The 26677-nt window shown below is 46.4% G+C and carries 17 protein-coding genes and 1 pseudogene; all 18 read right to left on the reverse strand.

Going from position 1 to position 26677, the window contains the following annotated elements; genetic code table 11:
* Positions 1-168, reverse strand: a pseudogene (locus tag K0504_RS12265) (IS4 family transposase); the annotation flags it as partial.
* Positions 140-712, reverse strand: coding sequence for a hypothetical protein (locus K0504_RS12270; RefSeq protein ID WP_220104487.1), 573 nt, complete (start codon positions 710-712; stop codon positions 140-142). The pseudogene K0504_RS12265 and the gene K0504_RS12270, both read right to left, overlap by 29 nt.
* A 686-nt stretch (positions 713-1398) precedes the next feature.
* Positions 1399-2085 (reverse strand): RES family NAD+ phosphorylase, encoded by a 687-nt coding sequence (locus tag K0504_RS12275; RefSeq protein WP_220104488.1) that lies wholly within the window; start codon positions 2083-2085, stop codon positions 1399-1401.
* Entirely contained in the window at positions 2069-2494 is a 426-nt protein-coding gene (locus K0504_RS12280; RefSeq protein WP_220104489.1) for an antitoxin Xre/MbcA/ParS toxin-binding domain-containing protein, read from the reverse strand. The genes K0504_RS12275 and K0504_RS12280 overlap by 17 nt, the downstream gene beginning before the upstream one ends.
* Positions 2495-2744: 250 nt before the next feature.
* Positions 2745-6356, reverse strand: a complete 3612-nt coding sequence (locus K0504_RS12285) for a sacsin N-terminal ATP-binding-like domain-containing protein (protein WP_220104490.1) — start codon at positions 6354-6356, stop codon at positions 2745-2747.
* On the reverse strand, positions 6353-9895 hold the full coding sequence (locus tag K0504_RS12290; RefSeq protein WP_220104491.1) for a helicase-related protein: 3543 nt from the start codon (positions 9893-9895) through the stop codon (positions 6353-6355). Before K0504_RS12290 ends, K0504_RS12285 begins: the two co-directional genes overlap by 4 nt.
* A gap of 90 nt (positions 9896-9985) precedes the next feature.
* The gene (locus K0504_RS12295) at positions 9986-10690 is read right to left on the reverse strand and encodes an NYN domain-containing protein (protein ID WP_225918121.1); all 705 of its coding nucleotides are present in this window, start codon (positions 10688-10690) and stop codon (positions 9986-9988) included.
* Between the two features lie 108 nt (positions 10691-10798).
* Entirely contained in the window at positions 10799-10987 is a 189-nt protein-coding gene (locus tag K0504_RS12300) for a hypothetical protein (protein WP_220104493.1), read from the reverse strand.
* 37 nt (positions 10988-11024) lie between these two features.
* On the reverse strand, positions 11025-12488 hold the full coding sequence (locus tag K0504_RS12305) for a TnsD family Tn7-like transposition protein (RefSeq protein WP_220104494.1): 1464 nt from the start codon (positions 12486-12488) through the stop codon (positions 11025-11027).
* Positions 12489-12503: 15 nt separating this feature from the next.
* Entirely contained in the window at positions 12504-13514 is a 1011-nt protein-coding gene (locus tag K0504_RS12310) for a TniQ family protein (RefSeq protein WP_220104495.1), read from the reverse strand.
* Positions 13507-14946: an AAA family ATPase gene (locus K0504_RS12315; protein ID WP_220104496.1), complete on the reverse strand. Its 1440-nt coding sequence runs from the start codon at positions 14944-14946 to the stop codon at positions 13507-13509. The genes K0504_RS12310 and K0504_RS12315 overlap by 8 nt, the downstream gene beginning before the upstream one ends.
* A gap of 18 nt (positions 14947-14964) precedes the next feature.
* Entirely contained in the window at positions 14965-17172 is a 2208-nt protein-coding gene (locus tag K0504_RS12320) for a hypothetical protein (RefSeq protein ID WP_220104497.1), read from the reverse strand.
* Complete coding sequence (locus tag K0504_RS12325; RefSeq protein WP_220104498.1) at positions 17169-17996, reverse strand: TnsA endonuclease N-terminal domain-containing protein; 828 nt, start codon at positions 17994-17996, stop codon at positions 17169-17171. Before K0504_RS12325 ends, K0504_RS12320 begins: the two co-directional genes overlap by 4 nt.
* 428 nt (positions 17997-18424) lie before the next feature.
* The gene (locus K0504_RS12330; RefSeq protein ID WP_220104499.1) at positions 18425-19216 is read right to left on the reverse strand and encodes a M48 family metallopeptidase; all 792 of its coding nucleotides are present in this window, start codon (positions 19214-19216) and stop codon (positions 18425-18427) included.
* A 2-nt stretch (positions 19217-19218) separates the two neighbouring features.
* Positions 19219-22536 (reverse strand): type I restriction endonuclease subunit R, encoded by a 3318-nt coding sequence (locus tag K0504_RS12335; RefSeq protein ID WP_220104500.1) that lies wholly within the window; start codon positions 22534-22536, stop codon positions 19219-19221.
* A 9-nt stretch (positions 22537-22545) separates the two neighbouring features.
* Positions 22546-23898 (reverse strand): KAP family P-loop NTPase fold protein, encoded by a 1353-nt coding sequence (locus K0504_RS12340; RefSeq protein WP_220104501.1) that lies wholly within the window; start codon positions 23896-23898, stop codon positions 22546-22548.
* A gap of 4 nt (positions 23899-23902) precedes the next feature.
* The gene (locus tag K0504_RS12345) at positions 23903-25147 is read right to left on the reverse strand and encodes a restriction endonuclease subunit S (RefSeq protein WP_220104502.1); all 1245 of its coding nucleotides are present in this window, start codon (positions 25145-25147) and stop codon (positions 23903-23905) included.
* A complete protein-coding gene (locus K0504_RS12350) occupies positions 25137-26669 on the reverse strand; it encodes a type I restriction-modification system subunit M (protein ID WP_220104503.1) in 1533 nt (510 codons plus the stop codon). The genes K0504_RS12345 and K0504_RS12350 overlap by 11 nt, the downstream gene beginning before the upstream one ends.
* Positions 26670-26677 lie beyond the last annotated feature (8 nt).

Here is a 26677-nt window from a genome sequence, read left to right on the forward strand (position 1 = left end):
TGAATTGTATTCAGCAAAGGCAAAGACACGCTCGTAAACCGTGACCGAGCGGCCTTCAAAACTCACCGAAGCGCGCAGGGTTTGATGACGCATTTGCTCTCGAACATCAGACCAATCCACCAGAATAATCGGCATTGGATTAGCGCCACATAGAAGCAATTGACGCCACATTAGGTAGTGATTTCATTAGCGCATTTACAACAACCTTACTTGGTTTATCGGTTTTACAATGTTCTTCAATAGCTCCAACAACCTCTAAAGCATCTTCTTTTTCTTTAACTGACAACTCCAAACGATTTATTTCTGCTTTTAATACATCAAGACTTTCACCCAACTCGTTGTTTATATTTACAACATTATTGGAATTGTCTGTTGAGTTATTATTCACGCGGGCGTTTGGACCGCTAATATTATATGTAATTGACTGAATTGCTTTTTCAGATTCAGGGAGCGCAAGCTTTTTAACTTTCATTTGATAGTGAGCTGGAATGGAATGACCAGCTCCCTCGTGAAAGCCAGGATCAATAACTTGAAATGTTTCAGTTCCTCCATTGGACATAACACGTTGAATCAAGTCATTAGGTTCAACCAGAATGTCAGATCTCATTAAGTAAATGCCTTTAATCTGAACACTTGCATTCATCTCTGTACTTTTAGTGCCATCAGACTTTAAAACTTGAATTTTATCTTTCATCATATCGGAAAATGACATAGAGCCCTCCTTTGCAATTTAACAATTTATTAATGCGACCTTATAAGGTTGGCCTACCTTGCAAGGTAGGTCGTCACCCCAATAATTATCAAAAAAATTTAAACCAATCATACAGTAACCGCGCTAAGCGAGAATCTGAGCCAGCTCACTATTGGCAATACTTCCATCAATAAAATCTTTCTTCGCGATCGGTAAGTAATGCATCGCATGAAAGAAATAGCCAAAGGCCGTTTGAGCGGAGTGAGTTCCGCAGGAGCTCTGGTGTGGGAGAAAAACTACGAGGGTTATAGTTGCGGAATGGTTTTGGGAAGTGGCTTTGAGAGTTTTAAAGGTATGGGGGCATACTTCGATAGTCTCAGTACGAGCGAGACCTAAAATTAGCTAGAAACAAAAAAGCGAACCCAAAGGTTCGCTTTTTTATGTTGGCCTATTAACGCTTTAACGCCATGTAAGCGGTCTTAAAGCTAATTCAACGCACCCAAATGTTGGATGCGTTAAATTAAGTTTGTGAGAGAGGCCCCCAAGGGGCGGGGCCTTGGGAGCCTCTTAATATTAATTAAGTTTGTGATAAATCGTCTACTGGATCGAATCCCGCTCGCCGGAGAGTTTAATTAAGTTTGTGACTGGAAATCTTTTTCTAACGAGCTTGCTCCGGCAGTTAGCTAAAGCAAATGCATCCTTGATGCCTAATCGACCTCACGCACCTCAAGAACATGGGTGATCTTTTGTGCTTTGTGGCTCCAAATGTACCGGTAATGCCCTGTCTGTGAGACAGGAGTTACGGCTTTGGGCTTGAAGGCGGCAACACACTCTCCACCAGAGCTTCGGACACTGTTATAGAGTAAGCCGTCACTCCCATCACGACGCATCTGTTTGCCATAAGCCTGTGGTGCAGCATAGTTCTCTGTAAACAGTTCTTCCCACTTCTTGCCCCGCAAGTCGTGCATTGGCACTGCTACCTGATTCACATAGCATCGCATTGTTAACTCAGCGTCAGGCTCGTCCGTCGCTTTTAGGAACACCTCACGGTGATGCCTTGTTTCTGCGATCGCAGTTCTTAAATCTGAAGCCGCATAATAGATGCCATAGGTACCGTCAGAAAAACGACTCACTCGCTCAGGGCTAATGTGAGTAAATGCCGCCATAACGGGGGAGCTGCCGTGTCCCGAGATGCGATCATCCGGAGCCACTAATAGAAGGTCGCCTGCCTCATCGAGTAAGCGATCATTGGTCAGCGCCTCTAGTGCAAACACGATCTCTAAATCGGCTGGGTCGGCGACATCTTCAAACAACGAGATTGGAGGGAAATGGCTGGCGATCAGTCGATAAGCATCATCCCAACTGACTGCGACTTTGTTAGCCCCGCTGGGCATCTAAGTATCTCCGCATTTCTACCATGTTCAGGATGTTGCCTTTACTCATGTGCTCCAGCGCCGTCAAGCCTCCAAATGTGCTGTTCGGGCGGTTAACCCACGCATCGGCACGTTCACGAATTGGCATGAGGATGCCGATCGCTTTATAGATACCAAGCACCAGCGAGATCCGTGTTTGAACGTCTTGGGACAAACGCGCCGGGGTCTTTCCTTTCTTCCAGTTGAACATGGTGGATTCAGCTGGATTGCCCAGTAGAGCGCACTGTGATGCAGTGTTAGCCTTCCATGCATTCATAACATTGAAAAACACCATGAGGGCAACCTCTGCGGTACGCTTAGGGTTCTCATCAAGCAGAGCTTTGCCGTCAGTTACTGTTTGTTGGCTCGGGTCTTGTTTAGCGACTGTCATGGTTAAACCAAAACAATGATTGAATGGTTTAACCATAGTTCAAAATCGGAGTTAACTCAAAATTTACCTCAAAATTAGAGTTTCTTGCTGGGTCTGCCATTGAGGTAATAGCGTATTACGGTATTACCTCAATGGAGACAGGATAGAAGGTGATGTAAAACAACTAGTAGGTGTTGGCTGGAAGAGGTGCAGCCACGAATCAGGCAGAAGCAAGCCGCCTCTAGGGCAAAGGTTACTCTCATTTGTTTTACTAAACCCAACCAGTACCAAAACAATGACGGCATGGCGGCTTTTGCTGAACCCCTTCGCATTTGGGGCAGTATTTCTTCCCTGGCGGTATTTTGGTTTTCGCTTTGCTGACTTCTTTGTTAGAGCCATACGAGGGCTGTGCCGACAAATTTGTTTTGGCTACTTGTGTGTTGAACTGCTTTGGGGCGGCCTGATGAGGTTTGCTATCCAATTTTGTAATTCGGAACTTGCCGCCTGAGAGTCCATAGCTTGTGGAATAGCGTTTCCACCAGCTTTTGGCCTCGTCTAGTGATGGGAAAGTGGCTATCAACTTGTGTTTCGTACCCAAAGAGACTTTGTCTCCCGTTGCTGAGACCGTTGCATATGGGTTTTTCCAATTTCGTAAACCAGCAGGGATCAGGACTCCATCAAAGGTTAGGTCACTTATGACATCATCGCCGCTTTGCTCAATAGATTTTGAGTGACTGCCAGCGGAGGAGGATGTTACCGGTGTTTGCTCTTTATCAATATAGGTAGCCGGATCCCGTCCAAAAATAGCACGCAAATCATTGGCATGATCGGTGGTGAAGTAGATAGAGCATTGCTCACCAGCCAACACCACCTCAATCTCATTGCCTCTCATGGTCAATAGACTATCAAGCAACCCCAAACGGTCATGGAGAGCATGTTTGAACATCGCGGCATGATTGGGGCATAGACAAAGGTTGTTTTGGTAGTAGTGCTTATCGGCCTCGCCAACAAAAGCAGCTGCCTCAAAATAGAATTCCCCATCAGATTTTTTAAACGGCAGTTCACATTGGCAAACTTGGCAAATAGTAGAACCAGCTTCAGAGTACTGAGCAAGAAGATACTGCTTCGCTTCGGCCTGTTCTGACGAAGTTCCAACCGAAACAGAGCGCTCACGAATAGTCGTTTGTTTGAGTGGAGCATTCGTCAACTCTGATTGAACCTTCAGTGCCCTTCGCTCTGGGTTTCCGGAAACCTTATTTGGTAGGTAGTTAGTTAGCTCAGGTGTTGCTCGTCGACTATCAAAAAACGCGTCTCTCTCGCTCTTTGGTATGCTAAGAAAATCCGATAGGTGAGCCAGGTCGTCTGGGCTACTTATCGGCAACCCTAATGTCTTTGCCGCCTCAACTTTCTCCTCATGAGCATGTGCAGACTCCAGTTCATATTTACAAAATTCTACTTTGCGTGCCCATTCGCTTTTTAGTTCGCTTTTGAAGTTAGTGGGCAGAAAGGATTTCTTCGAATCACAAGGGCGAGCAAATTGACCATTGGTGAGCGGTACCCAAGCTTTCGTAGACAGGTGATGTATCAATAGCGATGGAACGGCTACCGCATAGTTACTTTGGTTTCGGCTATATCGGGCTTCAAGAGCATATGAGCCAAACCGGCGAGAGCGCATCAAGTCCAGCACCATGTTTGCTATATCTTTCGATTTTGCGGCGAGTAGGCGCTCGATTCCGTCAATCGTGTAATCTCGGTTTATTCCTGAACCAGTATGTATTGCGCCTGGGGCTTGCTTTCTAAGGTTTGTCCACTTCGGGTTTTGAGAGCAGGTTATTTCAACTATTTCTAAGGAGCTTTTTGCGCCGAGTCCTTGGAAAAATTTGGCTAACTCCTGGTCTGGTATATCAGAAGAGCTATACAAGTTACTTAATGGATGAAATCTATCTGAGTTCAGCGCATCATAGACCAAATCCATGCGCCTACTGGTGTAAGGGGGGGACAAATAAACTTCAGCTGGTATTACATAGTCAAATTCAGAGTTTTGAGCAATACGGTATTTTGAGAGCACGCTAGAGCTGTAGCGCTCTCGCTTTGTAAATTCAATGAAGCGCTTTAGGTGCTGAATGTGAGTTTCGAAACTGACACTTGCTCGCTCGTGGCGGTAATACCTCTCAAGCAGTCCATGGATTTCTTCACTTTCTCCAAATGTTTGAATGCCAATGGTTTCGAAAAATTTTCTAACTCTCTCATCGCAACTTTTCGGCTCATTGTCATATTTTTTCAATAGACCAGAGTGCACAAACAAATGCGAGGTATTGTGGTGTTTTCCAACAGTGGGGTAATAACAGTTTTCTGCTTGAGCAAATTTATCTGATGATGTTTTTATAAGCTTAACCGCAGCTATTTCATGTGCGAGTTCATCTTCCAATTCGCTGTAGAGCAGAGCGTAAAAATCCCGAAGCCAGACTGCGGGTTTAACGGAAATCCAATTGTTGAACTCTATGTGTTCTAGTTTATTGGCTCGCTTAGAGTTCCCAAAAAAGGATGACTCTGAGTAATAGGTCAAAGCATCGCTTAACTCCTGCTTTGACCAATCTTTAACTCCTACAGACTTTAGAAACTTATCGATGCGGCCGTTTTTCTGATTTGCGACGACAGACCATGAAGATATATAGATATCATCCCCCAAAAAGAGCGACATATCTTCCATAGAAAAAACTCGGTGAAAACTGCTCTTAGACTGCAAAAGCTGTCGCCCCGGCGCGAACTCTTTATTAAAGGTAGGAACGTAAGGACCAGTACTCATGCAATCCAATAGTAGGCTTCGGATTATGTTGTATCGCTCTGGGATTCGATCATCGTTGTTGGGTAGGACGGCTAAGAAATTTGAGTTTAGCAACCCAAGTTCTTTGATCTCTTTTAATGCCTCGCAACAAAGCTCTGCAATAGACTCGTAGAGCTTGGCATTTTCACGTGTATCTTTAACGCTGGCGCGGCTTAACTCGGTAACAAATGGCGCGTGTATATTGAAATATAACCCCGATGACTCTTTTTCAGCAGGAAAGAATGCTGACACAGAGCCATTTACAGGTTCAATTTCGAACCTGTCGCTCAACTGCGTTGTGGTTCCATCGTTAGATTTATGGCTTTTCCGCTGTTTTAGAGCAAATGCAACCGAGGAGTAGAGACTTGATGAATCAGTAATTGGCTTTAAGAACCTTAGCCAATGTTTGGATTCGTCTTTGGCGTTGGTTCTACTGACTATTTCAATATGTTCGTTAGTGTGGTGTATACGTTCTAAACAGTGACCCTGTTGGCCACTAATCTCCCAGCGAATAGACTTGATATTTTTAAGAAAAAGAAGTGATGTGTCGTTAAGCAAGTTAAGGGCCTTGCGAATATCGCTGAAAGATTCTTCAGGCGATTTTTTCTGGCTATTGAACGGAAAGTAGAATTTGGTGCTGTCGAAGCTCTCATCAAAAGAGTGGAAGTTGGGAACAACAAACCGCTCGATGGAAAAATTCACATTACCTGAGTGAATTTTTGGGGACTCGGTGTAAACAAATACAGCCTTAAAACCAATCCCAAAACGCCCAATAGTGTCCTCATCATCACGCTTACTGCTTTCGCCTATGTCCGTGATTGCATCAATATCACTTTGGTTGAACGGCCTCCCGTTGTGCTCATACATTAGCTCATCAGGAAGCAGCTGGAATGAAACTTCGGTGGCTTCTGCATCCTCAGCATTTTGCAAAAGCTCGTAGATAAAGTGAGCCTTGTCCGGATATAAATCCTCTACAATCCTGCGCAAAGCAGGCTTCTTTTCAAGCCAACCGGCATACTCATTTCTGTCTTTTATGAGTTCCTCGTAGAAAGTGTTCATTGTTGGCTGATTACCTCAATAGTGCCGATGCATAGTTCGGTCGCGTGGACATCACCGCTCTCAGCAGCAATTTCTAATGTGGATAAACGTTGTGTGAAATCGGCATTGGCGCGAGCTAACTCACTTTCTTTCATGCGGCGAATTTTGTCGTTCGTAGAATTGTCCATTTGGTTAAAGATTGTCTGACAGCGAGCTTTATGACTATTGGTTAGACTTTGAATTCTGTATTCGGACAATTGGCGATTACTCGCCGCGTGATTAGCTTGCTCTGTGACCCATAACGAATGATGTCGCTGTCGCAAAGTCTCATGTTCACGCTCCTCAACGTTTCCTGAAGAGCTTGTGGTGTCGGCATTTACAAGCCAATGAACAAGTTGTTTCTCAATTTCTTCAGAGCTGCTGACTCCTACTAGCAGTTCATCGGCCTTGATTCCTTTCTTGCTCCACCGATATAGAGCAAAAGGGTACCTGCCAGGAGGAATTGAATTGGTCGCGATAGATACATGGCTTTCTATTTTTTTAGTCAAAGCCAGTGCGGAAGCTGCTTGCTGAACCAGTGGGTGAGATGTCGTGAGTAGAACTGCTTCCTGCTTGGCGTCAATCTCTTGTGGATCGAAAGTAACTCTAAGCTTGCTCGCCGAACCTTCGAGCCAGTTCAGCCAGAGTTTATGCGCAGGGGAAGTGTTGCGAGATGATGATGAAAATTCTCGCCTCAGCAATCTTCTCTGTTCAGCATTCAGCGACAGTGTGGTATGAGCGGAGTCATCGATGAAGTCCTCTTTCACACCTAGAGTGTTTGACAAGTAGGTGTTTAATAAAACAGCGAGCGTTTGAGGTTTTAGTAAAGCCTGTTCGAACAGAGCGTCTTCTTCCGCGTTGCTTTCAGTTGGAATTGCCAAACCAAACAACTCACTTTGCTTCGAGCTCAGTTCGTTATGTTCTTCTATTAAGCGAATTTTGTTATCGGCCAGTTGCTGTAGTTTTTGTTTACGCTCTGTGTCTGATAAGTTGAAGTTGTCAGCGATGCGTAAAATTTCCGAGCTAATATCGCCAAGAATTTCCTCACAGCCGCCAATGGCATGTTCAAAAACTCCGATACGATTCAAGCAACGTTCGTATATGTCTGCATCAACTGTCTCTGGAGTAATGAAGTTTACGATGGCTACGGCTTCGCTTTGTTGTCCGTATCTATCTATTCGTCCAACTCGCTGCTCAACCTTCATAGGATTCCACGGCAAGTCATAATTAAACAAACAGTCGCAAAACTGAAAATCCAACCCTTCACAGCCAACTTCGGAGGATAGAAGGACATCAACACAGCTAGGTTCAGTTGACGGAAGCGAAAACCGGTATCGAATGTCTCGACGCTCTTCATCTGAGATGGCTCCATGAATCACTCCAAACCGACAACCATTCTCTTCGAGCTTGTCTTTGAGGTACGCGATTGTGTGCCTGAAAGTGGTAAAGATGATTATCTTTCGATTTTCTAGTCGCTGTTTCGTAGTGATCATTTTCTGAAAAGCTTCCGCTTTAGGATCATGCTTAGACAGCGATTCAGCCAAAGAGAGTATCTGTTTGATGTCATCTTTTATCTCTGAGAGTTCTATGTCAGAGATGAGGGATGAAACGCCTGCATCAATAGAGTCTCCGCCGTAGAAACTGTCCAATTTCTTGCCAAGGATGTCATCAAGCATCGGGGCTAAACCATATAGACAGCTGGCGGCTTGCCTGCGTATGGTCGTCATCATAAATTTGATATTTTGTTTGCCATGGGTAGCGCTCATTATTCGAGCGATGATGGCTAGTACTCCGTCATGAAGTGCTTTTTGTTCTGGAGTAAATGAGATCGATAAGGTTTCTGGTTTACGTATCGTAAAGTCCCCAATATCTCTTCGACGCGTACGATTAATAAGAGCCCTGAAGGTATTTAGACTTTCAATTTCTGAGATGAGGCTCACCCGTCGCTGCTCACTGTGCTTATCTTGACCCAACGCATCGAAAATTCTCTGGAACTCAGGGGTTTCTCGTAAAAACATGCGCCCCCACTCTGTCGCGGATGCACTTTGCAAAGCAGCTTGAGCTCTTTTGGGCCAACCCATTATTGCTTCTCGGCAAATGTGTACGGCTTCGTTTGTGTATCGATTTGGCGCAGCCATCGCATGAAAGCTGTTTTCGTCAATAATTAAATCTGGACGGAGTACATTGAGTAATGTGAAGAGATCCTTGCTACCCAGCTGAACCGGCGTAGCGCTGAGAAATACGACCGCATTCGCGTTATCACAAAAATATTTCACTGCTTGATGGAGATAAGTGTCGGCGTTTCGAATATGGTGTGCTTCATCGACAATGACCAAATCAAACTTTGGTGGCGGATCTAGGTCTAGCAATCCGAGTTGCTTTCTCCTCTTACTGTCATCGCCATTCAAAAGGTTTGAATCGAAGAGTGAGAATGGGAAGATTGCTTTGTTGTATTGCTGAGGCCACGTGCCATCCAAATCACATTCGTTAATGCAGTAACGAACTCCTCGACCATCTAACGGAATGAAGCTTTCATTAAACCGCTTCATCTCCAACTCCCATTTTCGCTCAGCTACAAGTGCTTTAGGGCAAATGATTAGAATTGACTCGAGATCCATTCGCGCACTTAGCTCTTTGATAATGAGCCCAGCCTCAATGGTTTTACCAACCCCTACTTCGTCAGCAATTAGAATGCGTGGTTGCTCAGCCTTTACCATTTTTATAGCTGGGCGATATTGATATGGGACGAAATTAATGTTCCCTGAGCGAAGGGAGTAAAGGTTTTTGGAGGATGGGTATCTAATGCAGTCAGCGGCCAATGCAGCTAATAATTGGCTAACGGAGGTAGGTGCAGAATCGCTATGTTCTTCTGCGGCCATTGATTGAAGCTGGCTCTCGAAATAGGTTTTTATTTCTCCGTTGTCAAACACCTGATAGGTGTTTTCAGTATCTAGTATTTCCAGTGCAATGACTGGAAATACTTTGCTGTTATCGGAACGCAAGCAAATTATTTCTCCGATCTTGAATAGCGCATTGGAATGATTTCCCTTGTCTTCTTTGGGAGCCGTCTCCTGCGAGGCCTCTGCGCTTACGGTAATTGAATTCAGTTTGGATTGCCGGTAGAGCTCAATTTCAGCCAAAACATCTTCATCGATACCCAAAGCTTGCAGTAATCGCCACATCGTATCTGCATCCCGATATTCTTCACTGGCAGGCATTTCCCGAGATAAGTGAGCCCATTTGTTTCGGACGGTCTGAAGCTCCTTAATCCAGTTTCGTGCTTCTCGAGGTAGCCCAATGGTTTGAGATAGCTCAAACCAGTTCTGATCCACAATGCGGAGCAGCGCAGCTAGATCTAAGTCAGAAAGTGATGAAAACCCTCTCTCTGTTGCTATGGATTGTTGTTGGAATGACAATCTGTCGATGACATGGCTAGCCCACCAATCTGGACTTAGCTTTGGAAGAGATTCTTCCAAGAAACGTTGAAGTGAATTCGTGCATATTTGCAAGAGTTGGTGCATAGCTACCGTTCCAATTCTATATCGAGGGTGAAAGCCAGAACGCTTAGGAGCAAGCCGCAGCCTAACAGGTAGGCATGTATAGCTTATTGATCACTGTCGATTCGCTTTGGTGATCAGTTGGAACTCAAGCCCTGATCCTTTAGTTGCTCTGGTTATATAGCGCTCTGGGTGGTGTTCAAAAAAGTCAGAGAGCTTTTTAAGGCCGTAATTGCGGGGGTCAAAATCCGGTTTTAATCTCTTTAAATAATTACCGGCTTCGCCTAGTTTTGCCCAGCCAGATTCATCTCTGAAGTTCTGCCACGCTTGATGCATGAGCCGCCAAAGCTCTCTGTCGGCTTGCTCTGCGGCGTCTTTGCTCTGTTCGTCACCTAAATTCTCAAGAGCAATAAAATCATCACAAGCATTTTTAAATGAGAACGGAGTCGATGCTTTTCCAACCCCGACAACGTGTATCTCCGACTCTCTCAACCTTGTCGCTAAGGATGTGAAGTCGCTGTCGCTGGAGACCAACGCGAATGCGTCAAATCGTTCACTGTATAGCAAGTCCATTGCATCGATGATCATCAGTGAATCGGTGGAATTTTTACCTGTGGTGTACGCAAACTGTTGCTTGGGCTGGATAGCCAGTTCGTTGAGAGGAACCTTCCAGTTTTTTAGGTGCTCCGAAGAGAAATCACCGTAGGCTCTTTTCACGATGATTTGGCCAAAACTAGATAGCTCTTCAACGATCAAATCTAGCTTCGAATGAGGGGTATTATCGGAATCGATTAAAACGGCGAACTTCCTGTTTGCCATAAGCAATTGCATCCTTAAGTGAACTGAAAATCGTTATAACACATATTGATGCGGGTATCTTCAGTTGTCCTCACAACTTCCATGAGTGAAAAAAAAAGGGATATCTTGCTAAACCGTTACCGAGATACCACGCTCAGCCGATACTCGTGCGCGTATGTCATTCGCCCCAGTATCAATATTGAACATTTGGGCAGATAGAGCATGAACCTCGGCTGCCTGAAAGAAGGTCGCAGCGATGTCTGGCAGTAATAGCTCTGGCTTGGCGGCTTCGCTAATTTGCAGGGTAAGCTTCGCCATATTGCACTCCTATCGTAATTAGATTGCTTTGATTTTTTTAGCCCGCGTTTTTTGCTTTCCCAAGTTGTCGTTCTGATATCGGGATGGTTGGGGGCAAGTGACTATTGAGCCAGTCTGTATCGTTCTTGTAGAGCCATGAATAGGTTGCTTTATATCGCTTTTGAAGTTGAGTTCGACTGTAATTTGGAAATGCATCGGTGGCCTTCAGCAAAGCGGTACGGTGCTTTTGTTGAAGTTTGAAGTACTGGATCTTTTTACGCAGAGGTTTGAGTTCGGGGTAGTAACTTAGCTCCAACTCGATGGCGGCCTTTGAGCAATCCATGATTTTGGCTATTTCGGAGCAGGGCTGGCCGATTAGAAGTAGCCGCCATATTTTCCGCCGCGCCGCGTGATGCAGAAATTTGGGGTTTCTTGAAATCGTTACACCATGTTGAAGGGCGATGCGCTTGATAATCTTGGCGCTACACCGTTGTTGCCGAGATATGGCATTCATACTGAGGCCATCACTTAATTGAGACAGCACTCTGCGCACTAAGGATTCATCTTCATATGGTGTTCGTGGTTGCCTTACATGCCTTTGGCTCAACAATGTCTGGTGTCGTGCGTTTAGTGAGTGGTAGTACTCCAGCATTTCTGTCACTGAGCTGAACAGTGCGCCGATGACCAGTAAATGCCTCAGTGGATGTTGGGACTGATGATAGAAGGACATGCATTTAGGGAACATTTGGCCATGGCCTAGAGAAAGCACCGCCGCCACCGATGGCTCATATCGCAATGCCCGCCATGTTTCCTCTATCTTCTCTCGAAAGCCGTATTGGTCAATGTATAGCTTTTGTGTGGTAGTGGCTAAGCCGAGCTCAGCGAGGCGAATTCGATAAGCTTGTGCTAGCTGGCGCTGAGCTAGGAAGGCGTCAGTGCAGCACAATAACTCAACGCTTAACTGCGCCAGTTTAGTTGCCGCTGACGGGGCGATGACAAGGTGCTGATCTGGGTGCTGGAGCGGTAGCTCCAACATGTTCCTCCATCGCTTTATACCGATAAGGTAAACACCGTGCTTTGCACAGGCGATGCATCCCGGCAGCTGATGCTCCACGTGCCAATAGGCAACACCAAGTCTTAGGTATTCATCCGTCGCGCAAACAGGGCAGTAACGAAGCTCTCTTGGTTGTTGGGATAGTGTGGCGAGCCAACCATGTTGATTGACCATTGTGATTGAGCAGCCCGCTTCAAGCTCAACTCGCAGAGACTCATATTTGCTAGGAGAGGAGAACAGCCGAAAGTAGTTCATGGTTGTATGTTCATTCAACAACTCATCCACGTCACAGAGAGAGTTCTCTGCTAGCGATTTGGAGTAGCCGGGAAGTAGGCTTGTTAGCTGAAAGTGTTGGTCACCAATAAGTGATTTCAGCGCTGCTCTGGGATACGGAAGGCCGCTTAGCAGTACCTGTCGGACTAGCCAACTGTAAACGGTCTCTCTTGAGTAGATAGGCAGCGTTATCACTCAGAATGTTCGCTCTTAATTGACCAGCAGCTCTTGCTCAAGCAGGGGAGTTGTCGAGTCTCGGGCTTCGAGGGTTTCGGGCTCTATGTTGGGAGCTCCTAAAAACTTCATCCACATCAGATGACTCATTGGCGGCAGAGCTCTTGGAAACTTAGCGGCGGAGCCAATACTCAGGATCCGTGGCGATGTTACTTCTAACTCCGACCCCATAAAAAAATCGATGAGTTGGTAGCTATCAAACCAGCGCTTGAATTCTTGTTGCAGTTGCTCAAACACAACAAGCTGGTTCTTTGCTGATCGCTTGAAGTGGGTTGACGCGAGTAGGCTGCTTACGCCATGAGTCATTGAAAATTCATAGTTCGGCCGCTTCATACAAGGTTGAGACATGAGCTGTAAGCTCACGGACTTCAACCAGTCGGTCACTTCATTTTGAGTGCCCTTAGGCCCAAATACTTCGCCGCAAGACGGGCAGTTATTCGTTCCCGGAGGCAGAGGATGATGCTTCAAGTCTCGAATGTTAAAACCGCAGCGAGCACACTCTTTGAGTAGTATTTGCTGCGGATGCTTGTAACAACTCAGTACCGATGGCAGTTGGTGTTTAGCATGCCAGTATGCCACCCCATGTTGTTTCTCATCTTCTTGCACACAACATGGGCACCAGCGCCAGAACCAAGCAAAGTTCAAGTGACCTTGAAGTGGTTGTGGTCTGAGTCTCTCTGCCAATTTTTTATCAATATCCAGCGCCGTAAGTCGCTGCTGGAACTTCATCAGAGGGGCATAGTAGGGAAATAGAGTATGCTTGCTTAAGAGCTTTTCCCTGTTCGCCATTCGTCCGTACAGTTGAAATAGATCGTTATAGATAGGGTGGAATGCTTTGCCAGGATTGAGACTATCGCGATTGGTGGTTAGCCCACGTAATGAGTCTTTGACATCTTTATTCCCAGTTAGGACAAGCCAACGGGCAACTGTGCTTAACAAGTGCTCTTCAGGCAGTGGTGACGGCATGAAAGTTGGGAGCCTAGCCATGATCAGCCTCCGCATGGTCCATGCCGCTCAAAAATTTGCTTTCAGGCAATAGATCATGACTGGAAGCGACTGATGTTCCGGTGCGATCGTTGTTTTTATCAACCGCGGGAATAGACAGTTTCTCTTTCTGTTTGGCGTTTTGTTTCTTTACCTCCTGATTGGAGAATGTCGCTTTTTCTTGTCCATCCGATGTAATCGACTTCTCGTAAGATGAATGATGGCCGTACCGTAATTGCTGTAATGCCGAATCAATCAAATTGAATTGACCTTTGTAGATCCTGTTTAAAATCGCAATGTCTCCGGTTGAAACATCCTTGCGATTTTTTCGCAGCTCAATAATGGTTTCATGATGCATGCGAGCAAGTCTTACCATAACTGCGGTCAGCCCACAGGATAGGTAGTGGAACCTTTGTTTGAATTCATCTCCCGGCGACTCGCGTTCGGTAGATAATGACTCTGGATACAATGCATCGAATAATTGATTGAATGAATCAGAGCCATAGTTGTGGAGCTTGAAGCTGAATTGACGGTCACTGAGCATTCTGCGTGCAGTGGTGATGTCTAGTCCGAGCCGTGTGTCATTGGATAGCTCACTATCGAATAACTCCAACCCCTGTGAAGTCATCGACATCACCAGAGGGACACCGAGTTTGTTAAACAGTGACTCGATAATCTGAAAATTTGGACTGTCTTTCTTGTTCGCGTATTTGAGCAGGAATTGAACCTCGTCCAGATGCACTAATCCAATGTGATGGGTTGTGATGATGACCTGCATTGCGCCGTAGAATGCATCAACATTCTGTTTATATTTTGCAGACCATTCTTGGTAGTAGTCGGTGCCAATAGCGCTATCAACGGCCTTGAAAAAATTCATCGCAAGCGCCTTGGGGGATGGAGTGGCGGGCATATCAAACGATACCCAAACAAGTTGTGTAGCCTTAAACAGCTGTCCATCAAACTCTTCATGAGCGATCACTTGCGGGATAGCTTTGAGTACAGTTCGGACGGTTACTGTTTTGCCCATGCCTGACAGGCCCGAGATGACGACAGCTGGACCTATTTTATCCTCAGGCATTGCATCGCCAACGTAGTGCTGACCTGCTTTGGCTGCTGTGCCGAGCAAGAACTGAAATCTCACCGTATCAGCCGCCAGCGGGTGGCGATTTCGGTAGCTGGAAAGTAGCAGGCTAACGAATTTCTCATATAACATTTCAACTGTAGGAGAGGGGGGAATATAGAGATCATCTAACAGTGCAATCTGTGTTTTTTTGAACAGATTTGAAAGTTGCCAGAAATCATCCTGGATTTGCGGTATTTGAGTAAGCGAGTCGAGCAACTTTCGATCGTTTGTCTCGACTGATAGTGCCTCGCAGAGTGGGTTACCATTTAAGCTCTGATCAGGGTGCTCGTTGTAGGTCGCTTGGATTTTCATTGTCTCATCCTTGAGTCGTTAGCCGTAAATATCATCGTCATCATCATTGATGTCGTGGTGAATTTGAGGTGCTGGCGTATCTGGTTCTGACGAGTTCGAACCTACTGCCGCAGCAAGGTTTCTAGCATCCATTGCGGCCTGGAACTGCTTGTATTCATCTTGACGCTCTTTGACGCCAGTCTGCATCGATTGGTTGGTATTTGGGCTAGATTGCTCGAGCACTTGCTTGATCCCCTCGACAGTGTCCGATATCAACTCATCTGAGTAATTCATCGCATCAAGCTCATTTTCCTTCAGGTCTTTCGCGATATCTTTGTTCTGTTCGAGCCGATGGAGAACTGCTGCCCAGCATTGATTCAGGTATGGAGATTCATTATTGGTATTTTTGAGCGCAAGCTTGATGTATTGGCCCTCTTCGGTTCTGTGCCAGATAGTGTTCACGCAGTTCAGCGTGCGCTTAACTGGGATTTTGAATCGCTTTGCCTTGGCTTTAGCGTATAAACCACGGCATTTGAATTCGGGGCTATGGTATTTAAGCCCTTTGAAATAGACGCAGTCTGCTCGCACCGTTGCGGTTTCTTCGGGAATAAACGCCCATCGAATGGTTGCCTCCTCCTCGGGGGCAGTGCCATGGCCACCGTTCATCTCTTCTTTTAAGCTGTAGTTAAAGATCCCCTGTGGCGTAGCTTCTACGTCGTCTCGCATCATATTGATGTTCTGCTTTGACAAACGATTGGCAGAATTGTTGTACTCGATGATAATGGTAATGAGCTTGCGAACTAGGTCGTCATAGCTATAGGTCGCGTTATTTGATGGATGCTGATCGGTTCGATCTTGCTCCTTGAAAATTGATCCCGCTAAATATTGGATACGTTCGTTGTTAACGATCGCGAATGTACCCTCGACGACGCCCTTCATATCCCCCCGATACGCGGCTGCAAATGAAAAGCCCTGAATTCCGATCTGTTCAAGAAGTGCTGAATTTACAAGCGCATCCTTATGCTCTGCCCCGTTATCGGTAAGAACGTTCTTAGGTACATGGTGAATGGGCCAGTCATCAGGTTTGATTGTTATGCCGTAACTTGCGGCGAACTGAACTTTATCCATGCATGCATTGACGTATGCGTTGGCCATGCCCTGCCAGTTTGGCCCGCTAAATCCAATATAAAATCCTGCGATGGCAGTGGAATAAACATCAACAACAAGATAGAGAACAGGACGTCCCATGGTGAGTCGCTCAGACCGCGTATACGGGTATCTGACGTATATATCTAAAACCGTTGCGTCGGTCTCATAACGATCGGTAGCACCTAAAACGCCATCGTGGCTGTGGCCCTGGCGATCGGCGTGGTCTTTTTCGTAAACAGTTGCTCCATGAATCAAAATTTTCTTGGCTTCGGGGCCCAACAGTTTTTTCAGGTGATATCGGAATTGCTGTTCCGATATACGGTCTTGCTCACGTTTCTTGATGTAATACGGGAGCTCTTTTCCTGATGAAGGGTATTTGCGGAGTAATTCCGTACGACAAAATTGTTTTTGATAAACCCGCCAGGCTCGCGAGACGGAAAACTTCTTTTTCTCCCCTTTTTTCAGTTGCTTGATAATCGACTTGATATCTTTTTTATCTTGTTCAGTGATACCACGTGTTTTCGACCGGCTTTGGGCGTTGTCGTGCCCCCCTCGGCCGCGTTTTATTGGCTTTCCGTTAATGTCGACGTACTTGAAATTGCTTCCCGTATTTTTGAGGTTAAATGGCGTTAGCGCCAGCACATTCATACCAAAAGTGATGTACCGATTCAGTGCGTTGTAGAACGCACCCGGAGTTCTACATTCAGTCCCTGAATCAATTAATTCAGCGATTTCAGAGCCGATCCCATCCCCATACAAATACTTACGGATGACGTGTTCCGCTGTCAGAGGCTCTATAAGTTCAAATCGACGACTGCGCTTTTCAAGCCATTTTTCTCTGTTTTGCTCAATCAGCATTTCTGGGCTAACCCTCATTCCGAGCGGTAATTCATAGAAGCCGCTTTCGAGCGATTTTTGGGCGATAAGTTTCCGGAGTTTTTTGAATGTATAGACTGTCGGTTTTTTGCAATTGTTGTTTGTTAATGCTGCACCCATGTCAGCGATGGCGGCGACGTTTAGCCTCGGACAGACATGACAGACACGCCAATCAATGCCTTTTTGCTCGTTGTATAAACATATGCCTACGCGGAAATTCATGGCAACAATCTCACGGGACGAAATAGACGAATTTCCGCTGAGTTAATGTCGAACGGAATAAGACGGTGCAAGCCCGCCTTTTTGAGAAGGGTTTGAGCGCGCTGGAAAGTGGTTTTGAGCTCAGTCGCTGCTGCGCTGATGATGTCTTGTAGCTCAAGGAGTGGGTTGTCAGACCATACTCGGATAAACGAATGACAAAAGTCTTTGAGTTCATTCTCAGAAACCTCGGCCTCATATTCAGAAGCGAAGTAGGCGAGGTTCCACGCCATGACCTTGGTTGCATCTCGCTCAGTGATCAGACGGTATTCGATCTCTCGCCTGTGCCAGTATTCCCGTTCGATTGCGAATTTCTGCCATGTTCGGAGGTTTTTGGGGATCGCTGAGCCATTCTGATCCTCCTTGTAAATTTTATTCCAATATTTAAACGAGTAGGCGATTGTCTTGATGCCGTTGCTCGAACATGTTCGACGAACAACAAAATCTGTCGTCATGACAATGGCCTCATTTGTTTCCCATTTTTGTGGGTGTGTTATATCGAGCATGCCTGCAATCGACATTGTTTCATCGATATCGAGCGCATACTGATCCATCACTTCCCGTGTGTTCGGGTGCCAAATGAGAGCCAGGTAACTGTGATGCTCGCCATCGCTCATCAGCTCGACCAAGCGTTTTTGCCGAGGACAAAACTTCCGATGTCGCCGGCCGATTTTATTAGTCTGGCGAATACTGAAAAACGACTTATATGGATTCGGAGGCGCAATTTCTCGTTTCCACTGATTCAAGTGCTTTACTGTTTGGGCGGTTATTTCTGGCTGCTTGTTCAAACGTAACTCCATTTGCGATGACTAACTGCGTTAATCGTTTTAGCAATTTGAGAGTATTAGGTCCAGGCCTTGAATTTTTCAACATTATGATAAATAAGGAAAATTATTGAAATTAAACAATGGGTGGGGAGTGATATGATTGAATTTATACAATGGAGGAAAGGGTGGATTTGATTGTATAAATTCAATGAAAGAGCTAACGCTGCGCCGAGGTTGAATTTTTTAGATGGTCAGCGGCCGTTACGAGCAATAGCCGATCCCATTTAGATGGCCGCCAGATTGATAAAAATTGAAATTAAGCAATGAGTTATCAGATTTTGGCTTTACTAAAAATTATTTTTTAAGTTCTTCTTTTTGCGACAAAGATCATACTTTTATTTGGTTGTACTGATTGATGATGGGGTTTGCCTAAGGTGTTGCTCGACCCATTACTCACTCAAATACAGCTCAGCCATGCCATCGAGGCGGCTTTTCACTTCTTTCCAGTTCGGCATGACGCTGCTGAGCAAACGCCAGAATCGCTCGCTGTGGTTGTATTCAGCGATATGGCAAAGCTCATGCAGGATCACGTAGTCAATGCATTCCTTAGGCGCTTTCACAAGGTGGGGGTTGAGCATCAACTTGCCTTTGGCTGAGCAACTGCCCCATTGTTTGGTCATGGGCAGCACACGAAAGCTCGGCAAGCCTGTTACCCACTCAGCTTGGGGCAACATGACCGCCAAACGCTCGTGAAAGATTCGTTTGGCGCGATTGAAGTACCATTGTTGAACCAGCGCTTTGACTTGCTTCGTTTTGCTTTCATCGAAGCGGCGCAGCGTCACCAGCAATTTGCCTCGCTGCATTTTGACCGAAGCGATTGCGTCGTTATCTTCAACCACCTTCAACACATATCGCCGGCCCAAATAAAACTGCATTTCGCCGCTGACATATTGCTTGGCTTGCACGTATTCCAAGTGGCCACGAAACTCTTTGAGACCATCGTAAATCCACTTGGCTCGCTTCATCACGGCGTCATGAATATCGGAGCGCTCTGCATCATCAGGTGCAGAGACAATCACTTCGCAATTTGGGTGTACCTTGATGGTCACTTTTCGCTTAGCGGTTTGCTGAGACGCACCTTGTGAAAGAGGCTTGCGAACGACCTCGTAGCAGACAGCTTCATCCCCGTAGACAAAGCTGTATTCCTCTTTGGCGCGCTCTGGTGATTCAACCGATGTCATCGTTAAACAGCACCAACACCCAAGCGAGTGATTTGAATCGTGTCGCCAATGATTTCTTTCGCCTTGTCCATGCCGACCGCCTTAAACAACACAGGCAGCAATTGGCGTCGGATGTGGTTCTCAATCTCCTGGGGGTTAATTGAAAACTCAGCAACAGCAGCCGTCACAATGGCTTCGATTTGTTGGGCGTAAGCGAACATCTCATCTTCGGTTAGCATATTGCCTTCACCTAATCGGTGCGGGAACAAACCATAGTAGGCTTGTACATGACGCCTGATTTTCGGATCGAGTTCAGCAAATCGATCGTTCGGCATGCCATCGACTTTTCGCTCTTTAACCTGCTCTTCAAAGTCAGCAAACAGCAAGTATTGCTTCACTGGCGCTTCGAACATTTCTTTGGCTTGCTCGATCGCCTGTTTCAGCAACTTGGAGAAGTATTCCTGGGCATAAGGGTCGTCCGCCAGGTCTTGGTCAATCATCTTGGTAATGCGGCCAGTAATCGCATCTTTCTTATTGCGGGCTTCATCGTCAGACATTTCGCTTGGTGACGCGCTTTTGCCCATATTACCAACGAGGTATGCGCCGTCAGGCTCTTGAATATTCACCCCGCCAATGTGCTTATCAAGCATGGTGCGAATGCTCTCGGCATACTCATCGTAACTGACCGTTTCTTCGGCATCTTCACGTACTTGCTTGCGCAGCTCAGACATCGACTTGAGTGTCTTTTTGTAAAGGTCGCGTTTACCCAAGCCCGTTTTCGGATCGATGGCATCAAAGCTTTTATCTTCAAAGTAGGTAGCTGATTGCAATGCCACTTTAAGGCAATTAGCAAACGCCGTGAGTGCCTCGTAAAAGTCCTCACGCTTTTTCAGGTTGGTATCGGTGAGTTGACCATCAATGGTATCGATTTTAGGAGCCAAAACTTGCCGCAGCGCTTGACCGTCTTGTTTGTTCTGAACGCCTTCAAAAATGGCCCACAAGTCATCGTACAACCCCGGCAGCTTCTTGTACTCGGTGTCCATGCGGTTGTACAAGCCTTTGAGATCGTCGATGTCAAAGCCGTCTTGAGTCCGCTCGGCCAAGTCCTGATAGTCGGCAATGGTGGCGTCCAGTTCTTTGAGGATGCCGCGGTAGTCAATCAAGTAACCAAACTGTTTGGCTTCATGCAGACGATTGACCCGAGCAATGGCCTGAATGAGGTTGTGTTGCTTGAGCGGCTTGTCAATATAAAGCACCGTATTCTTGGGCTCATCAAAGCCGGTTAAGAGCTTGTCGACCACAATCATGATGTCTGGCCCATCAGGCTTACCGAACTCAGCAATAATGTGCTGGGTATAGGCTTTCTCATCCTGACCAAAGTCCGAGTTAATGACGTTGGCTTTCCACCAGTTCTGAACAATGTCCTTGCTTTCGCAATCCACGGTATCGTGGCCTTCTCGGGTATCTGGTGGCGACATCGCCACAACCGAGGTGACTTTGCCAATCTGATCGAGCAGCTTTTTGTATTGAATGGCCGAGGCTTTGGAGTCACAAGCCAGCTGTCCTTTAAGCCCTTGTCGTTTGAAGTTCTGGAAGTGATCAGAAATGTCGTGAGCGATCAGCTCTAGGCGGCCTTCGGTTTGGTAAATCTGACCTTTTTGTCCGAATTTTTTCTTAAGGTCGGTGCGCTGCTTTTCTGAGAGCTTGTCCGTAATCCGATCAAACCAAGCATCAATGGCTTTGTCATTGGTGCTTAAATCGGGAATGCGCTCTTCATACAACAGTGGCGTCACGGTTTTATCTTCCACCGCCTGTTGCATGGTGTAAGAGTGGATGATTTTACCGAACTTGTTTTCGGTCTTGTCATCTTTGAGTAGCGGCGTGCCGGTAAAGCCAATGTAGGCTGCGCGTGGCAACGCCTGTTGCATGCGAATGTTGTTCTCACCGTTTTGGCTACGGTGTCCTTCATCCACCAATACAATAATGTCTGGGCTTTCGTTATAGCACTCAGGCAGCTCAATCGCGGTGCCAAACTTATTGATGATCGAAAAGATAATGCGCTCATTGCCCTTGCCAATTTGCTCGGCCAAACGGCGGCCAGTTGTGGCCATGGCGGACTTCTTATCTTTGTCCGAAAGCGCACCGCCCGAAGCAAAAGTGCGAGCCAGCTGATCTTCTAAATCAACTCGGTCGGTCACCACCACCACGCGGCATTTCGCTAGCTCTTTGAGCCAAATAAGCGCTTTGGATAAGAACACCATGGTGAAGGATTTACCCGAACCCGTGGTGTGCCAAATGACGCCGCCATTTCGTGCCCCTTTGCGAGCGCCACTCAAACTATCGTCAAAGGTGGTGACGCGCTCAATCAGCGCCTTAATGCCAAATACCTGCTGATAGCGGGCAACAATCTTGCCTGCTTTTTTATCAAACAAGGTGAATAAGCGGGTCATTTCAAGCAAGCGATCGTGGCGAAGCAACGACACCAATAAACGGTCTTGATCGGTCACCACTAAGTCGCCGCCGCTCACGAGTGAAAGATACTCATCACGAACCTTGGCTGGCCGATGATTGAAGATGGCATCCAGCTTCTCTTGCGCCAATGGCGTGTTCTTAAGGCGGCTAAAGGTGGCGTCGGTGATTTGTTCTTCTTTCCACTTGGCCCAAAACTTACTTGGCGTGCCACAAGTGCCGTACAAGCCGTCATGGCCGTTGACCGACAGCAATAACTGGCTGTAGGCAAACAAGTGCGGGATTTCATCGGTCTTTTGATTGCGAATATTTTGCGAAATGCCTTCGCTTACCGTTGGTTTGCCTTCGTGCGATGAGTCAGGTCGCTTGGCCTCAATCACCACCCAAGGTAAGCCATTAACAAAACACACCACATCTGGAATGCGATGGCCGGTACCGCGAGCATTCTCCACTTCCAACTCTTCAGTAAAGTGGAATTGGTTATTGCTTGGGTTTTCCCAGTCGATGAGGTGAATGGTGGGCGATGCCTTTTTGCCATCCACAAACTCAGTCACGCCAATGCCGTAGGTTAGCGCGTTATAGAGCTTTTCATTGGCAGCTTTGAGGCCTTCGTTCATGGCAGGGTTCGCCAGCTCTTGCACAATCTTGTCAATGGCCGCTTCTGACAAATGCTGCTCTTTGCCCATAAAGGAATAGGTTTTGGTGGCCAGCACATTGCGCAAAACGTTAGGCAAAATCACCGAAGATTTATTGCTGCGCCACGCTAAGCATTGCTCAGGCGGAACAAAGGTGTAGCCGAGGTTGGTTAGCAACGTTAGCGCTGGGATTTTGGCACTGAATTCTTCGTTGAAATTAGCGATATGGCTTTCCACGGCGCTCTCCTATGAAATCAGTGTCATGGTTTGAATAGCATCAGCAAGAATCTTTAGCCTGCTACCTGCTCTGGGAGGAAATCCGTGTCTTTGAAATAGACCATTAAAGTAACTCTCCCAGTGAGGTTTGGCTTCTTCTGTTGGCTCATACGAGCCTGCATTTTTAGAACACTCTTGGCCTAGCGCAACTAAAAGGGCATGGTATTGCTGGGGATATGGATAATCACCATTCCAGTCAATAATTCTAGTTTCATTAAACAATATGCCTATTTTCTCGGCGTCTGACTGGCCATTTGCAATCGACTGAGCAACCTTTGGGTGAAATGTAAACAACGCAACTGCCCAAATTCGTATGAGTTTGTAGCCAAACTTGACGCCCGACAGCCCTTTTTCTCCAGTCAGGATTTGATATATCGCTAGATGACGTATCAGCGTTTCAACTTCTCTAAGTGATAGATTGTTGATCTCAATAATTTGGTTGATTAACTCTTGGCTCGCGTCTTTACATATCTCAGCGCTAGATAAAATATCGGACTCATCAAGTAGCGATTTTGCATGGTTTATTGATGCATTTAGCAACTCGTGGCCATTGATTTTAAACGTACTTGGTAGTCCAAAAGAAAATTTAAGAAATTTATCCAAGTAGCGCTGCGTATCTACGGTTGGCCCGTAACAATGACTAATTGATGCTTTTAGCTGCTGGGTGTTGGTGACAAGAACAAACTGGACGCCCGGTACATCGAAGGTGTGTTTGATGATCTCAAGCATATCCACCGCGAAATCTGGGCGGCAGCGATCAAGCTCGTCCACAAACAATACGATGGGTTTTTGGGCTGCCCACGCTTCCAAAGCGTCCTGTAAGGCTTTTAAGTTTTTCTCGGCTTCAACATGGTCTTTGAGAACCGATTCAACGGTTGCGTCTATGGCTTTATCTGCTGTTTGCTGAATTGCATCATCAAACTCCTCAACCACATCCGCTGCATCTTGACGCAACAAATGCGATACAACGGCTTTGCCCACAGCTTTAGCCCCAAAGCGAAGTACTGGCAGCGCTTTATCCTTGAAGCCTTTTTTACCATCCTCATCCGGGATGAGTTTGATGACTTCGGCCAAGACCGACATCAATGGTTCATTGGCGTGGTCGGCTTTAAAGGCATCGATATAAACGATTTGATGTGAGTCTTGCTCTCGCATCAAATTCATTAGCTTGTGGCAAAACTCTGTTTTGCCCGTACCCCAGCTGCCATCGATGACCATGGGCGACACATCGATGCCCGATTGCAGTAACGCGATGGTTTGATCGGCAATTTTCTTACGCTGAAACTCATCCCTTGAGCCGAAAGTTAGTTTCCTAATATCCATATGTTTAAGCGGCCTCTTGCTCGTCAGTTTTAACCCTACGCTTGCCGGTGAGTAGTTGCTGCATCAGGGCTTTTTTCTCTTGTTTGAGGTGGGCGAGTTTGGCTTGCTGCACTTCGATTTCTTTATCAGCGGCGGTTAGCACAGAGGAGATTTTTTGTTGTTCGTCAACTGAAGGTAGCGGAAGCATAAAATGCTTTATATCTTTAGCACTTATGTGGGGAATCGCGGTAACAGTCTTAACCGCATCTACGTATGATTTAAAACGCTCTGATGCAATGTGCTGTAACAAATAATTGTGCTCAAGCGCAGTTTTACATCGAATCCTCGCAACTCGCTGCACTAACAGCATAGGCTCATGATTGTTCTCTGTGATTAATGCATAGTTTCTGCCAACTAGAGAGCCATCCATGCTAATAACAATATCACCAACATTTACCAAATATTTTTCAAACCCATTTACGTTGGTCCATGAAAATGTTTGCTCTTCACCCCAACGCAAAGTTCCACGTGTAATATTAATTCCTCGCAGCAGTTTGTAACCTGAGTCTTTTTCAAACGCAGAGCTTTTAAAGGCATGGCCACTTAAAAGATTAATGTAAGATTCCAACCTAACCTCTTCCCACTCCCCTTCAAACGGTTGGCCGGTGTCGGGGTTTGTGAGGCGTTTTTTGCCGGTGAGCAGTTGCTGCATCAGGGCTTTTTTCTGCTGCTGGCTGGCGGCGATTAACTTTTCGGAGGTGGCGATGGCCTTATCCCAAGTGGCAAGAATCTTGGCGATTTTGCGTTGTTCTGGGAGGGGGGGGATTGGTACATGTATATTCTTGATAATCCCTGCGCTCAGGTTCTGCTGCCCACCACTATTAGCCAATTCTCGAATGGCGTCATATTGGCTGGTTAAAAATTGAAAGTAATAGTCAACTTCGCAATCATCATTAAGAAGAAGAGCGGCACACGCTTGATTAGTTGAGGCTTCAATCCCTAACTTTGCTACCTGGCCTCTTGTTTTTCCTTGCCCATACATAGCTATGAGTAGGGTGTTTTCAGGAAACATTTTGGCCGAGGAATTATCTAAGCCTTCCTGAGTAATTTTTTGCTCAGTATCGGTAATAACTCCAAACTTTACTTCTGATGTTGTTACCCAAGGTATATGGCCATTCCAGTAAGAGTCATTTTTACGGCTAGGTGTCCCGCCTGAAGTTACTGTAGCAATATCCTCTACTGAGCCTTTTTTCCAACCGCTAGGCACCATAACCAAGTTCCTTCAAGTAGCTAGCCATTTCGGTTTCTAACTCGGCCAGTTCATTTTGCAATGCTAGGCGTTCGGCTCGCACTGCAACCAAATCGATTTCTTCCTCTTCTTCAAAGGTATCGACGTAGCGCGGGATGTTGAGGTTGTAGTCGTTTTCTTGAATCTCTTTGAGTGAGGCAAGGTACGCGTATTTATCAACGCTTTGACCATTGCGGTAGGTTTCAACGATTTTGGCGATGTTGTCGGCGGTCAGCAGGTTTTGATTTTTGCCGGATTTAAACTCGCGGCTAGCGTCGATGAACAAGACATCCTCATCATCCTTGTGCTTTTTGAAAATCAAAATCGCCGCGGGAATGCCGGTGCCGAAGAACAGCTTTTCTGGCAGGCCAATGACTGCATCTAGCAGGTTTTCATCAATCAGTTGTTTGCGGATTTTGCCTTCGCTGGATGCGCGGAATAGCACACCGTGGGGCACCACCACGCCCATTCGTCCCCCCTCTTTACCTTGAGAACGTGGCTTCAAGGTTTCAATCATGTGGGAGATAAACGCATAGTCGCCTTTGGTCTTGGGTGGAATGCCTCGGCGAAAACGACCAAAGTGATCGTTGCTGGCATCTTCATGGCCCCACTTATCGAGTGAGAATGGCGGGTTGGCGGTGACCACATCAAAGTGCAGTAGGCCACCGTCTTGATCCTGAAGCTTAGGATTACGAATGGTATCGCCCCACTCAATGCGGTGGTTGTCTTCGCCGTGCAGGAACATGTTCATTTTGGCCAATGACCAAGTGGAGCCAATGGCTTCTTGACCATACAGCGCATACTTCTTGGAGCCGCTAAAGTTCTTTTGAATTTGCTGGCCACACTTCATCAACAATGAGCCCGAGCCACAGGCCGGATCGCAAATGCTGTCGCCTTCTTGTGGGGCCAACAAAATGGAGAGCAAGTCGGACACTTCGGGCGGGGTATAGAACTCACCGGCCGATTTACCGCTGCCTGCGGCAAAGTGCTTGATGAGGTATTCGTAAGCGTTACCAATTACGTCTAGCGAGCCGACGCGGCTTGGGCGCAGATTCAGGGTGTCTTTACCAAAGTCCTCAAGCAGGTGACGCAGAATGTCGTTCTTTTGCTTTTCATCACCCAGCTTGTCGGTGTTAAAGCTGATGTCTTGGAATACGTTTTTTAGCTTGGTGCCGTTGGCTTCTTCAATGGCATGCAAGGCTTGGTCAATGCGTGAGCCATTGCCCGCTTCATGGCGCGCTTCATACAAATCCCAAAAGGTATTGTTGGCTGGGATTTTAAATGACTGGCTTTCCATCATCTCATTGATTAGCTCTGGCACGTCACCGTATTCGGCTTTGAGCTCATCGTATTTGTCTTGGTGCACATCGGAGATGTACTTCAAGAACAGCATGGTGAGGATGAAGTCTTTGTAAATCGATGGGTCAACGGTGCCACGGAAGGTATCGCAAGCCGCCCATACGGCTTTGTTGATTGCATCTTGATTGATTGGTGACTGGGTCATTGGTGTTC

Source organism: Neiella holothuriorum (genome assembly GCF_019457915.1).
Classification (GTDB): domain Bacteria; phylum Pseudomonadota; class Gammaproteobacteria; order Enterobacterales; family Neiellaceae; genus Neiella; species Neiella holothuriorum.